Origin of the sequence: Paenibacillus sp. FSL M7-1414 (assembly GCF_038003195.1) — a bacterium.
Lineage (GTDB): Bacteria > Bacillota > Bacilli > Paenibacillales > Paenibacillaceae > Paenibacillus > Paenibacillus amylolyticus.
Window position 1 is genome coordinate 244,343 of sequence record NZ_JBBOOS010000001.1, and the last position, 13,924, is coordinate 258,266.

Annotated in this window: 7 protein-coding genes; all 7 read left to right on the top strand. The window is 49.3% G+C overall.

Going from position 1 to position 13,924, the window contains the following annotated elements:
* Window positions 1-608: 608 nt before the first annotated feature.
* The 7 genes from MHH92_RS01155 to MHH92_RS01185 all read left to right on the top strand — a co-directional run bounded on the left by MHH92_RS01155 (window position 609) and on the right by MHH92_RS01185 (window position 13,900).
* Window positions 609-2,021: an alpha-L-fucosidase gene (locus tag MHH92_RS01155; RefSeq protein WP_340901614.1), complete on the top strand. Its 1,413-nt coding sequence runs from the start codon at window positions 609-611 to the stop codon at window positions 2,019-2,021.
* Between the two features lie 314 nt (window positions 2,022-2,335).
* Window positions 2,336-3,313, top strand: coding sequence for an ABC transporter permease (locus MHH92_RS01160; protein ID WP_074093076.1), 978 nt, complete (start codon window positions 2,336-2,338; stop codon window positions 3,311-3,313).
* A 15-nt stretch (window positions 3,314-3,328) separates the two neighbouring features.
* On the top strand, window positions 3,329-4,237 hold the full coding sequence (locus MHH92_RS01165; protein WP_082763028.1) for a carbohydrate ABC transporter permease: 909 nt from the start codon (window positions 3,329-3,331) through the stop codon (window positions 4,235-4,237).
* 129 nt (window positions 4,238-4,366) lie between these two features.
* Window positions 4,367-6,004: an ABC transporter substrate-binding protein gene (locus MHH92_RS01170; protein ID WP_051447422.1), complete on the top strand. Its 1,638-nt coding sequence runs from the start codon at window positions 4,367-4,369 to the stop codon at window positions 6,002-6,004.
* A gap of 175 nt (window positions 6,005-6,179) precedes the next feature.
* Entirely contained in the window at window positions 6,180-8,399 is a 2,220-nt protein-coding gene (locus tag MHH92_RS01175) for a helix-turn-helix domain-containing protein (protein ID WP_340901615.1), read from the top strand.
* Between the two features lie 45 nt (window positions 8,400-8,444).
* Window positions 8,445-10,757 carry a glycoside hydrolase family 3 N-terminal domain-containing protein gene (locus tag MHH92_RS01180; RefSeq protein ID WP_340901616.1) on the top strand — a complete coding sequence of 771 codons (2,313 nt, stop codon included), beginning with the start codon at window positions 8,445-8,447 and terminating at the stop codon, window positions 10,755-10,757.
* Window positions 10,754-13,900, top strand: a complete 3,147-nt coding sequence (locus MHH92_RS01185; RefSeq protein WP_340901617.1) for an alpha-mannosidase — start codon at window positions 10,754-10,756, stop codon at window positions 13,898-13,900. Before MHH92_RS01180 ends, MHH92_RS01185 begins: the two co-directional genes overlap by 4 nt.
* Window positions 13,901-13,924: the final 24 nt, after the last annotated feature.

Consider the following 13,924-nt stretch of genomic DNA (forward strand, 5'->3'; position numbering starts at 1 on the left):
AGAATAAACAGCAGTTTACAGCGTTTTTATCAGCTAATTTTGGGAAATAAGGTGTCTCATGTTCCTTACAATTTAAAAAGAGGACCAAAAGGCTAAATAAGATGCCCTGTGTTCCTTAGAAAATTCTCTACCCATTCGCTAGGATCAGCCAGTCTGGAATTCAAGACGTTATGAACGCGCGGACATGCATCATCGTATATCTTCCTAAACTGAAGTTGAAGAGACGTCCTATAATACTTACCGTTTACACCAAAATGGTGAGTGCAGAACTAATCCAAAACAACGAAGCGCTCGCTCTCTGCCCTTGGATTTCCCTATAGAAACGAGGGAAATAAGGGATTCATATTAATTGAAGATGGCACCGCACTCAAAATACAAAGTTACTACGCCCCTTAACAGTTAAACGAACCGTTTACGCCAAAACGGAGAGGGCTGAACCAATCTACAGAAGCGAAGCGTTCGCCTTTATCACCGGATTTCCAACAATTATAAAGTGAAATCAAAGAAATCCGGGGATAACAGCGATCGAAAGATGGTACTGCACTCGGAGTGACCAGGCGTAACATGCAAGGTTTATCTTTTATCTAATCCAAAGGAGATGAAACAGGATGAGCGAAGCCAAAGAAACCGTACTGGAGCAGGAAGAGCAGTTTGTCGAAGCCGGCGTGCACAATTTTAGCAAAGAGGACGAGTGGATCAAACCGGAGGACCCGCTACTGAATGAGCGGTTGGAGTGGTTCAAGGATCAGAAGCTGGGGTTGATGATGCACTGGGGGCCGTATTCCCAGCTTGGCCTCGTGGAATCCTGGGCGCTGAGCGATGAGGACGGCGATTGGTCGCGCGATGACATCGACTGGATGGATGACATGGAAGACTTCAAGCGGGAATATTTTGATCTGAACAAAACCTTCAATCCGATTCGCTTCCAGCCTGAGGAATGGGCACAAATGGCGGCAGATAACGGGTTCAAATATTTCCTGTTCACCACCAAGCACCATGACGGTTTCTGTATGTGGGATACCAAGACGACGGATTACCGGATTACGGGCAAGGACACGCCTTTTCATACCCATAAGTATGCGGACATCTGTCGAGCATTATTTGATGCATTTCGGGCCAAAGGACTGGGCATCTCAGCGTATTTCTCCAAAGCGGACTGGCATACCCCGTATTACTGGGCACCGGGCATGGAGCGTGGACGTCATATGTGGCGCGGGCCCTCGTATGATCCCCATAAGTATCCGTGGCTGTGGGAGAAATTCGTGGAGTTCACACATGAGCAGATCATGGAGCTACTGACGAATTACGGGCGAATCGAATGTCTGTGGCTGGATGCTGGATGGGTGCGCGAAGGTCGCCATGGTCAGGATATCAGGCTTGGAGAAGTCGTGGAACGGGCGCGTAAGACCACACAACCTTGGCTCCTGTCCGCAGATCGCACCGTGGGTGGGCCGTATGAGAATATCGTTACCCCCGAGCAGACCATACCGGAACATCCGATGAACATTCCGTGGGAGAGCTGTATTACCGTGGGGAACTCCTTTGCTTTCGGATTCGATGATCAGTATAAAACAGGAAGACAGCTGGCACATATTCTACTCGAAGTTGTGTCCAAGGGCGGTAACCTGGCGCTGAATGTAGGTCCACAACCCGATGGGCGTCTGCCAAAAGGGGCAATTCGAGGCATCAAGGGCCTCGGTGAATGGCTGAGTACTCATGGAGAAGGCGTCTATGGAACCCGAATCTGCGGGCCTTATTTTACGAAAGATTGGGCTTTCACTCAGAAAGAAGAGATCAACACCGTATATGCCTTCCGGTTATACCGAAACGAGAATGAGACCGTACAACCACAGTTAATCATTCCTTATCTGGAAAAGGTAGAGCGGATCGAACTCGTGGGCACGAATGACGTACTTTCGTATCAGCAGACAGAAGACGGACTTCTTGTGGATCTGCCCCAATCCGCTACAACCAATGAAGCTCCCATCACACATACGTTCAGGCTGGTCACAAGCGCATAGAATGCCATGTCAATTCCGGGGGAGATATAACCACCTCCGGGATTTTTTTATTCATACATAAGGGACACGATTCCCAATAGAAACGGCTCGCAATCGCTTGTCACACAAGGGTTTGTGGAATAAAGAGAAGTCGGAGAAAATTGCAAATTGATAAAAGTTTACCGTGCGATGTACTATCAAATTAAGAAAGCGCTACCTGGTATGAATGTTTACATCATTTATGTTTAGTAAGGAAGCGAGAACAGAAAAAAGGATGTATAAGGGATGTAAATGTAATGTATTATTACACTTGAGGTGTAGAAGGAGTGACGCAAATGAGTCGAGCTACGGAAAGCATACCCGCCAAGATGGAACTCCAGCAGAGGAAACATGTGGAGCCCAAGCGGCAGCATCCATTCATCAAAAGCCTCAAGAAACACTGGGAGCTCTACCTGCTCGTGCTGCCCCCGGTGTTGTATCTGTTGATCTTCAAGTACATCCCTATGGTGGGTGTCCAGATCGCCTTCAAGGACTTCAGTGTGGTCAAAGGAATCTGGGGAAGCCCGTGGGTCGGATTCAAACACTTTGAGGCCTTCTTCCAATCTCCAAACTTCTGGCTGTTAATCAAAAACACGATAGGCATCAGCTTTTATTCCTTAATTGCCGGTTTCCCCATTCCCATCTTGCTGGCGCTGGCGCTGAATGAGATTCGAACCGGTTACTTCAAGAAGACCGTGCAGATGGTCACTTACGCTCCGCATTTTATCTCCACCGTTGTCATGGTATCCATTATCATTCTGATGCTCTCCCCACATGTGGGCGTGGTAGACAAGCTGTTCACACTGCTCGGCTTCCCGATGACCAATTTCATGGGCATCCCGGAATACTTCAAATCGATCTATGTCTGGTCAGGTGTGTGGCAGGGCATGGGATATTCATCAATTATATATATCGCAGCTCTTGCTGGTGTTGATCCATCTCTCTATGAAGCAGCGAAGATGGACGGCGCATCAAGGCTTCGGAAAATATGGCACATCGACCTGCCATCGCTCGTTCCAGTCACCGTTATCATGCTGATTCTGAGTCTGGGCAGCATTATGGGCGTGGGCTTCGAGAAAATATACCTGATGCAGAATCCACTCAACACAAGCGCTTCGGAGGTCATCTCCACGTATGTGTACAAGGTGGGTCTGATCGGAGCGAATTTCAGCTTCTCCTCGGCAGTAGGGTTCTTCAACTCCATTATCAACCTGATCCTGCTGGTTATCGTCAACGGCATATCGCGCAAAGTATCCCAGAACAGCTTGTGGTAAAGGAGGAGTTTATCCATGTTCAACCTGATTAATCGTAACCGGATCAAGGACCCGCTCGGTGACCGCATTTTCATGACACTTAACTACATCTTTCTGTTTGCCATACTGCTAACGGTGTTTTACCCGCTCTTGTATATCATCAGTTCTTCGTTCAGCTCTTCACGAGCCGTGACATCCGGCCAGGTGTGGCTGTTCCCGGTAGACTTTAACATTAAGGCGTACATCTCCATTTTCAAAAGCCAACAGCTTATGCTCGGTTTTTATAACACGATCATCTACACCGTGGTGGGTACGTTCATTAACGTGGTGCTGACCGTCATGCTGGCGTATCCTTTGTCACGAAAATCGTTTTATGGACGAGGGGCCATCATTATTTTCATGATGATCACGATGTTCTTTGATGGTGGTCTGATTCCCACCTACCTCCTGATGAAGGACTTACACCTGCTGGATACACGTTGGGCGATGTGGTTGCCCGGGGCGCTCGCAGTATTCCAGGTCATCGTGGCGAGAACGTTCTTCCAGTCTTCCATCCCGGAAGAGCTTGGAGAGGCCGCAGAAATGGATGGTTGCCGGGATATCCGGTATCTGATCAGCGTAGTTCTTCCCTTATCCAAGCCCATTCTGGCGGTCATGACACTCATGTATGCCGTAGGTCACTGGAATGCGTACTTTGATGCACTGATCTACCTGCGTTCCGAGAAGTTGTTCCCTCTGCAATACGTGCTTCGCAATCTACTCATCCTGAACGCGGCTGATCCGGCGATGCTTGCCAATACCAGCCAACAGATGCGGGACCAAGGGTTCGAGCAGGTGTTGAAATATGCACTGATCGTTGTCGCGAGCATTCCAATTCTGATCATGTATCCATTTGTACAGAAGCATTTTGTTAAAGGGGTCATGGTGGGTTCCCTCAAAGGTTAATCCTTGTGAGTTAAGCCTGGTTGCCTTTTGAAAGGAGGTGGAAGGAACACGCCGGCTTCCGGGGTCGATTTTATAAACGTGCAGTACAAGCCAATAATTTGCCGTTATGAACAAAAAGGAGGAGTCAGATTGAGAAAATCTTGGATTTCGATGTTGTTTCTGGTCTTTGCTTCGATGGCTTTGTTGTCCGCATGCAGTTCATCTGAGGAGTCGGGTGGAAGTAGCGATGGTAGCGGGGAGAGCGGCGGTCCTGTAACCATGACCCTCTTTGCTCCGCAAGGCAAAGCGTCCATGGAAGAGAATGAATTCACCCAATTTATCGAAGACAAGTTCGACGTTACCCTAAAATGGGATCTGGCCCCAACGGACGCCTTGCAGGATCGCAGACAATTGCTGCTGGCTAGTGGTGATTATCCTGAAGTATTTCTTCACGGCAAGTTCACCACCTCAGACCTTCAAACCTATGGAAAACAGGGCGTGTTCCTTCCGCTACAAGATCTGATTCAGAAGTATGGTCCGAATCTGACCAAGATTATGGAAGAGAAACCATACTTCAAAGAAGCCATTACGGCACCGGACGGTAACATCTATGCGCTGCCTATCTTCAATGAATGTTACCACTGTACGTATGCACAGAAATACTGGATCAACACGGAATGGCTCGATAATCTGGCTCTGAAAATGCCAACCACAACTGATGAACTGTATACCGTTCTGAAGGCGTTTAAGACACAAGATCCAAACGGTAACGGGAAAGCGGACGAGATTCCACTTACAGGCGCACCGAACAAGTATGTATGGAATGGCAACATTGATGCCTACCTGATGAATAGCTTTATATACAATGACAACGACAAATATCTGATTGTGAACGATGGCAAGGTGAGTTTTGCCGCCAATCAGGAAGGCTGGAAGAAAGGGCTGGAGTACATGAACAAGCTCTATGCAGATGGCTTGATTGATCCGGCTTCCTTTACACAGAATGATCAGGCGATTGGACAGCTGGGGAACAAGGAAGGCGATGAAGTGGTCGGCTCCATTACAACGGCGCTGGTCAGTTATCTCGTGAATACTTATGACAAAGATATCACCCGTCACCAGCACTGGGAGATCGTTCCTCCATTGAAAGGACCAGATGGAGTGCAGACGACAGGCGCCACGCAGAGCGTAGGTGAGTTTGAGTTTGCCATCACGAACAAAGCGACAGAAGCACAGCAGATTGCCGCCATCAAGATCGTAGACTACATGTTCAGTGAAGAAGGTGCGCTGTACGCGGAGTATGGACCAACTGAAGGCAAGGGCTGGAAGAAGGCAGATGCCGATGAGAAAAACATCAATGGCGAGCCGGCCAAATACAGCTACTACAACCTGCCTGAGCGTGATCCAAACGTTGTTGTGAACGAGAGTTGGTCACAGATCGGAGCACATGACTTGTCCAACACGTTCCGTAATCTGTTTGCGGAAGGACAGAATCCTTTAGAAGCAGAGGGTTATGGTACACGTCTGGCTCAAGCTACCAATGTGTATGAACCTTATGCACCCAAAGAAGTATACCCTGCGAACGTATTTATTCGTCCAGAGGATACGGAATCAGCCGCACAACTGACTACGGCCATCAAGGATTATGTACAGACGAATATGGCACAGTTCATTATTGGCAGCAAGAGCATTGATAAGGAATGGGATTCGTATGTCAAAGGCTTTGATGGTCTCGGACTGAGTAATTACCTTGAGATCTACCAGCGTGCCATTGAGAAGAATCAATAATTGAAGGATTCAATATAGAGGCTGTCCCGTCTGTCACCCGTGACCGGGACGGTCTTCTCCTATGACAACCCCACGTCATCCGATATAATGTACTGAATATTTATGGAAAATTAGCGATCAGCACAGATGTTTGTCGTCATTCAGCATGAACAGTAATGGTGGGGGGATCTCGGAGATGAACAACAATTGGTTTAGACGTTTGCTGTTATCGTATCTGCCTGTTTTCTTTATTGTGACGACCATTCTATTCTTTATTTTCTTTCAAGTATTCAATGAACAGAACCGTAGAGAAGCGCTTAAGGCCAATGAATTTCTGGCCTCTCAGGTTACGCAATATCTGGACAACTCCCTGCGTTCCATCGACTTCAAGGTACTGCGTGAGATTTTGACCAACCCTAACTTGAAGAATTATTTCTCGGTATCTGGCAGCGATGATGTGTATGCCGGCATTCAGGCGGTCCAGGTGGTTGATGAATTGAAAATAGAGTATCCGCTGATTGATTCGATTTATCTCGTTCGATACGGGGATGGCACGGTCTTCAGTAACGGGAAGGCTGTTCCGATTGAAGAGTTCCCGGATGCAGACTTTATTGCAGATAGCCGGTCAAGGGATGAACAGAAGTGGGCAGGGGCACGAGCGTTCCGGGCTTTTCCATCGCAAGCGACTGAGCAAGTGATTACGATTGTGCGCAGTGTAGGAAACGGCAAAGGACTTGTGGTCACAAACGTGGACCTGAGTACCCTGAGAAAATCCATTATGCAGATGTATGATCCGGAATTTACGTTTGTGAACATCTTCAACCGTTCGGGCGGCAATCTGTGGGATAGCAGCATGCCAGGAGGGGTTGCAGCTTCTACTAAAACCACGTCGGGAGAAGTCTTCTCCGAATTTACGTCGAGTTATAGCGGTTGGAAGGTGCAGTCAGGTCTCAACAATGGAAAAATCGTCAAGTGGACGCTGCAATTTTATAATATCTGGTTTGCCTTTGCTGTAGTGGTTGTGTTGATTGGTGTGGTGTGGGTGATCTATGTTACCCGCAGAAACTACAAGCCGATTCAGCAGATTGTCACGTTAATTCAGACCGTCTCTTCGCAGAAGCAATCGGGGCTCAACTATGGCAAAGAGAATGAATTCCGATTCATCCATACAACGTTGGAACGCATGATTGATCAGACGAGACAATATCAGGAGGAGCATGAAGAGAATCTGATTTTGCAGAAAAAAATGTTCTTTCAGGAGTTGCTGGAGGGCACACGAGACTTTACGAGCACGGAGCTGACAGCGGAAATGAAGAAGTTCAAACTGCCTGAGCTGGAGCACCGTTGGGCCGTCATGGTAGTTGAAATGGATCGGTATGATGCATTTGTGACGGAGTATCATGATCAGGACCAATCCCTCCTGAAATTTGTGTTATCCAGTATCCTGCAGGAGAGTGCGCGTCATGAAGGAACGGAAGTATGGGCTGAATGGATCTCCGATCAGCGTCTGTACGCCATCCTCTGGATTCCGGCAATGGAACAGGCTGAGGAGACCGAGCATCGATTGCTTGCTGGTTATCTGGAAAGAATCGATCAGTATCTGAACTTCACCGTGACCATTGGTGTTGGTCGGGTTGCTGTCGATATTCGGGGGCTGAGAGCTTCGTTGAAAGAAGCTGTGCACGCGCTGGAGTACAAGGCTGTACTGGGGATAAACCGTATCATTCCGTGTAGCGATGTGCCGAATTCGACCAATGATGTGTATGAGTTTCTGAAAACCATCTCGCTGCTGGTACAGGCGATGCGCTTGTCGGACGATGTCTGGGAAAAGCATTTTGAGAGACTGTTTGAACAAATCAGTGAGTCCGTTCTGTCCCGTCAGGAGATTATGAATACGATCCAATTGTTATTTCAACATTACAATCGGGAATTCGCCGAACTTCCACGAGAGTATCAGGAGTCATGGGCCGCTATATTCACCCCACTTCTTCCAAGGCTGGAGGGCTGGGAGACGTTAGACGATCTGCGTGAGCTGTGCTGGGAAGGGTTCAGAGAACTGGCGTTGCAGATGCAGACGCTGCATTGTTCCCGAAAACACAGATCACATATTCTGGAGATTCGCAAATACATCGAAGAGCATTACAACAATCCTGATCTGTCACTGAACTACCTTAGTGATCTATTCGATATTAATCCGAAGTATCTGAGTAAGCTTTTCAAGGATGAGATTGGGGAGAAGTTTGTGGATCTGCTCATTAGTCATCGCATCGAAAAAGCCAAGCTGCTCATGCAGGAGACCGATAAGGCTATTCAGGAGATCAGTGAGGAAGTGGGATACACGAACTATAATTCCTTCAACCGGGCTTTCAAAAACGTGGTGGGTGTGGCACCAAGTGACTACCGCAAAGCCATGTGAGTGCATGCGCCTAACTAATTCCGAACGCATAAGGAGAATGTGCATATGGACTATAAAGATGCTTCGCTTCCCATTCAGGAACGGGTTCAGGATCTGATCGGACGGATGACAACGGCAGAGAAGATTGGACAACTCATTCAGCCGATGGGGTGGAAGACGTATGATAAAGCACCTGATGGTACAGTACAGGTGACGGAAGAGTTCAAAGCGTACATGGAACAGGGGGGTGTCGGTTCTCTGTACGGTGTGCTTCGGGCCGATCCATGGACCGAAGTGACACTGGAAACGGGGCTTACTCCACGGCAGGGAGCCGTTGCCACAAATGTCATTCAGCAGTATGCCATGGAGCATTCCCGGCTGGGCATACCCATTTTGTTTGGGGAAGAGTGTTCCCACGGGCATATGGCGATCGGGGCAACAGTTTTTCCGGTACCGTTAATGGTGGGAAGTACGTGGAATATGGAGTTATACCGCAAGATGTGTGAAGCCATCGCTGTGGAGACCCGGAGTCAGGGGGGAGCGGCAACGTATTCCCCGGTGCTTGATGTCGTACGTGACCCGAGATGGGGACGGACGGAGGAATGTTTTGCCGAAGATCCCTACTTAATCGGTGAATTTGCAGTAGAAGCGATGAAGGGACTGCAGGGTGACCGCCTTGATTCCAACCAGACGATTGTCGCTACACTTAAGCATTTTGCGGCTTATGGCAGCTCGGAGGGTGGGCGCAATGCTGCTCCAGTTCATATGGGCTTACGTGAATTACATGAAATAGATCTGTTGCCGTTCAAAAAGGCAGTGGAAGCCGGGGCTTGCTCCGTGATGACCGCATATAACGAGATTGATGGCGTACCCTGCACGTCCAGCACGTATCTGCTGAATGATCTTCTGCGGGAGCAGTGGGGTTTTGATGGATTTGTCATTACTGATTTTGGTGCTATTCAGATGCTGGTCCATGGACATAACACCGCCGAGAACGGGGAGCAGGCGGTGGCACAGTCCCTTCAAGCAGGAGTGGATATGGAGATGTCCGGGTACATGTACCGCAAACATCTCGGTCAGGCGTTGGAGCAGGGAATGATCGAAGAGAAGGATCTGGACTTGGCTGTGTGGCGAGTGCTGGAGATGAAATTCAGACTTGGTCTGTTTGAACAACCTTTCGTAGATCCTGACTTTGCAGAACAGGTCATCGGATGTGAAGACCATACACAGCTGGCGAGGGAAGTTGCACAAGAGGGGATTGTTTTACTGAAAAATGAGGGAAATACTCTTCCGCTTGCCAAAACAGGTCCAAAGCTAGCTGTCATTGGTCCGAACGCGAACCATATCTATAACCAGCTTGGAGACTATACCTCGCCACAGCCGAGAGAGCAGATCGTCACCGTACTGGATGGCATTATACGCAAGCTTGGTGCGGATTCGGGTCAGGTGCTGTACGCACCCGGCTGCCGGATTAAAGGCGATTCCAGAGAGGGCTTTGCACAAGCACTCGCCTGTGCGGAACAGGCCGATGTCATCGTGATGGTGATGGGTGGTTCCAGCGCCCGCGATTTTGGTGAAGGTACGATCGACTTGCGGACAGGTGCGTCTGTGGTAACCGATGATCCATGGAACGATATGGAGTGCGGTGAGGGCATTGACCGGGCATCTTTGAATCTCATGGGTGTTCAATTGGAGCTGGTGCAGGAGGTACATAAGCTGGGGAAACCCGTTATCGTGGTGTATATTAACGGCCGCCCCATTGCTGAACCTTGGATTGATGAGCATGTCCATGCCATTGTGGAAGCGTGGTACCCCGGACAGGAAGGTGGTAACGCGATTGCGGATATTCTGTTTGGCGACGTGAATCCATCTGGTCGTCTTACGGTTTCCATTCCCAAGCATGTTGGGCAACTTCCGGTCTACTATCATGCCAAACGCACTCGTGGCAAGCGGTATCTGGAGATGGATCTGGCGCCGCAGTATCCGTTTGGATATGGACTGAGCTACACCGAATTCAAATACGAGAATGTAAGAGTAATGCCAGAAGTCATCGGCCCGGATGATGAAGCACAGGTGATGGTTGAAGTCACCAATACTGGAGCGGTATCGGGAAGCGAGGTTGTGCAGTTGTATATCACAGATGTATCAGCTTCGGTCACGCGGGCTGAAATGTCACTGAAAGGTTTTCGTAAGATCCATCTGGAGCCAGGACAGACCCAGACCGTTACATTCCCTGTGCAAAAAGAACATCTCGCACTGATCGACTCTCGTCTCCAGTCTGTCGTAGAACCGGGTGAATTCAGGCTCATGGTTGGCCGCAATTCGGCTGATTGGACTACTTGCAGTCTGCAGATCCAGAAGGTGGGGGTGGAGGTATGATTCGAATTCAGCGATTCATCGAAGATCTGAAGCAGCGGCAATGGCTGGATACGATAGAGCTTCCGGCGTGGGAGATGCAGAGGGCCAGATACATTCGGCCAGGGGAATACGAGTACGAACAGGCAGAAGTAAATGAAGATGAGCAGTCCCACAAGGCAGTGCAAAACTTGAATCCGCTGAACAGCGTACATGGAACGACGTATTTTCTGAGCAAACGTGTGGAGATTCCGGCGGAATGGCAGGATCAGGCTGTTGGGCTGATCTTCGAGGCTGGAGGAGAAGGGCTGCTGAAGGTGAAAGGCATGCCGTATCACGGACTGGACCGAAATCATGGGTTCGTCCCCCTTCCGAGAAGTCGGGTAGGAAATACGCCACAGTTGGAGATTGAACTCTATGATCCGATTCCAGAGCCGCATGACCCACTCAACCGACAAGCTGTTATTCAGCCGCCTATTCAGGGCATTCGGGCAGCATTGGTTCATGTTAATCAGCCACTGCAGAGCCTGATGTACAGCGTTACGGTACTCGCCGAGTCGCTCCGGGCATATAACGAGAAGGAGCCCAAGCGGATGGCACTTGTTCAGGCTATTTATCAGGTGATGGATAACATGTACAATGACCCGGAACGCTGGAGTGATGCAGCCTGGATACAGAACTTCGAATATGCATTAGCACAGTCGGTACAGCAGGAAGACCCCGAAGAATATCGAAGTGGCTTCATGCATCTGGTTGGACAATCCCACATTGATATAGCCTGGCTGTGGCCTGTACGTGAGACAGTTCGCAAGTCCAGTCGCACATTTTCGACCATGTGTACGTTGATGGACACGTACCCGGATTTTGTGTATTCCCAGAGCCAGCCGCAATTGTATGCCTTCGTGAAGGATCATTACCCGGAGCTGTACGAGCGAGTTAAAGCGCGCATTGCCGAAGGACGCTGGGAATTGGTTGGAGGCATGTGGGTGGAGCCGGATCTGAATATTCCGAGTGGAGAATCGTTGGTTCGGCAGATTCTGTATGGACAGAACTTCTACCAGGCGGAGTTTGGCAAGCGCTCCAACATTGAGTGGCTACCGGATACCTTTGGCTACTGTGCTTCTTTGCCGCAGATGCTGAAGCTCGCGAATATCCCTTATTTTATGACCACCAAGCTGAATTGGAATGATACCAATGCGTTTCCTTATGACCTCTTCGACTGGGTAGGCATTGATGGCACTTCCGTGCTTGCGTATCTGAATCATGGCGTGAATGAGCATACGCGTCCCAAAGATGTGGATGAACATTGGCAATCATTTAAACAAAAGGATGTGCACCCTGAGCAAATGTTGCTTTACGGACATGGCGATGGTGGCGGCGGGGTGACGAATGAAATGGTGGAGTTTGCGGAGCGATCCCATTTGATGGTTGGACAGCCGATCAGCAAATTCAGCACGGCTGGTGCTTTTTTTGAAGACATATCGTTGAATCATCCGACGTTGCCAAAGTGGCACGGGGACTTGTATCTGGAACTGCATCGCGGAACGTATACAACTCATGCGAGGAACAAACGTAGCAACCGTAAGGCAGAGGTATTATATCGGGAAGCGGAAATCTGGGGGCAATTTGCCGGGGCTTACAGCGCGCACACGAAGAATGATCTGGATGAAGGCTGGAAGTTGATTATGCTCAACCAATTCCATGACATTATTCCGGGAACGTCGATTCCTGAAGTATACGTAACGTCCACCGAGGAGTACACGAAGGTATTTGCACTGGGTACATCCGCACTACGGGAAACGCTGGATACCCTTGCGGAGAACATTGCAACAGATGAAGTTGATGGTCTCCCCTACATTATATTCAACAGCCTCTGCTGGGAACGTGGAGAAAATATCACTATTACAGGGGATGCTTACCTCACCAAGGTGGCTGCATTCGATCGTCAAGGTAACCGTTTGACCTATGATCTCGAACAAAAGGAAGACAAGTATACGCTACTCGTGCATGTTCCATCGATTCCTGCTTTTGGGTATACAACCATATGGCTGCGCGAAGCATCGGATGTTATCCTTCCAGTAAGGGAAGAAAAATCCTTCCCTTCCACGTGGGAAACTGAATTTTACACGCTTGAGTTTAATGACTTGGGAGAGATCACTCGATGGTATGACAAAACGGTAGGACGTGACTGGCTGAAGCCTGGTGATCGGGCGAATGAGTGGCAGTTTTTCCACGACAAACCGACGTACTGGGATGCATGGGATATCGATCCACGATTTGAATCCCAGCGAGCAGGTGCGGTGCAGTTGATCTCCAGAGAGGTTGTACAGCGCGGGGCTACGCGAGATGTACTGCGTTTTGTATGGAAGCTGAATCAGTCGGAGATCAGCCAGGATATCATTTTGCATCGCCACCAGCGGCGTGTTGATTTCCATACGAAAGTGAACTGGAATGAGAGCCATAAGCTGCTCAAGGTGGCCTTTCCAGTGGATCTGGTGGCAGCCAAAGCAGCCTATGAAATCCCGTTTGGAGCGTTGGAGCGTCCAACCCATAACAACACCAGTTGGGAGCAGGCGCAGTTCGAGGTCTGCGGGCATCGCTGGGCGGATATCTCGGAGGGCAACAGCGGTGTGAGTTTGCTGAATGATTGCAAGTACGGGTATGACATCAAGGATCGGACGATCCGCCTGTCTCTGCTTCGTGCTCCGAAATGGCCGGATGAACATGCCGATCAGGGCGAGCATGAATTCACGTATTCGATCCTGCCCCACCAGGGCGATTGGCGACAAGCTGCCGTCGTTCGCCGGGCGATGGAGCTGAATCATCCGGTGGAAGTTGTGGCAGCGAGTCAGTCTTCCGGTCACTTGCCAGCTAAACATGCTTGGGTTCAGTTCCACAGTGAGCATGTCATTCTGGATGCCATTAAGGCTGCGGAAGACGGCTCGGGAACGGTGCTGCGTTTCTACGAATCATCAGGAGGTCGGGAAACGGTGCAGGTTCAGTGGGCTGAAAAGGAAATCAAGGCATCCATCATTAATTTGTTAGAGGATGAGATCCATCCGTTGGCTTGTTCAAACGGCACAATCGAACTGACATTCAAACCGTATGAGATCAAGTCGGTGAAACTTGTTGATATCAGTAATGAGTCGAACCTTACATTTACATGAGAACGTAGAGTTACTCACTCAATC

Excerpts from the sequence above, each read along its gene's own strand:
- MHH92_RS01160 (WP_074093076.1), top strand. The coding sequence starts at position 2,336 with ATGAGTCGAGCTACGGAAAGCATACCCGCCAAGATGGAACTCCAGCAG.
- MHH92_RS01165 (WP_082763028.1), top strand. The coding sequence starts at position 3,329 with ATGTTCAACCTGATTAATCGTAACCGGATCAAGGACCCGCTCGGTGAC.
- MHH92_RS01180 (WP_340901616.1), top strand. The coding sequence starts at position 8,445 with ATGGACTATAAAGATGCTTCGCTTCCCATTCAGGAACGGGTTCAGGAT.
- MHH92_RS01185 (WP_340901617.1), top strand. The coding sequence starts at position 10,754 with ATGATTCGAATTCAGCGATTCATCGAAGATCTGAAGCAGCGGCAATGG.
- MHH92_RS01155 (WP_340901614.1), top strand. The coding sequence starts at position 609 with ATGAGCGAAGCCAAAGAAACCGTACTGGAGCAGGAAGAGCAGTTTGTC.
- MHH92_RS01175 (WP_340901615.1), top strand. The coding sequence starts at position 6,180 with ATGAACAACAATTGGTTTAGACGTTTGCTGTTATCGTATCTGCCTGTT.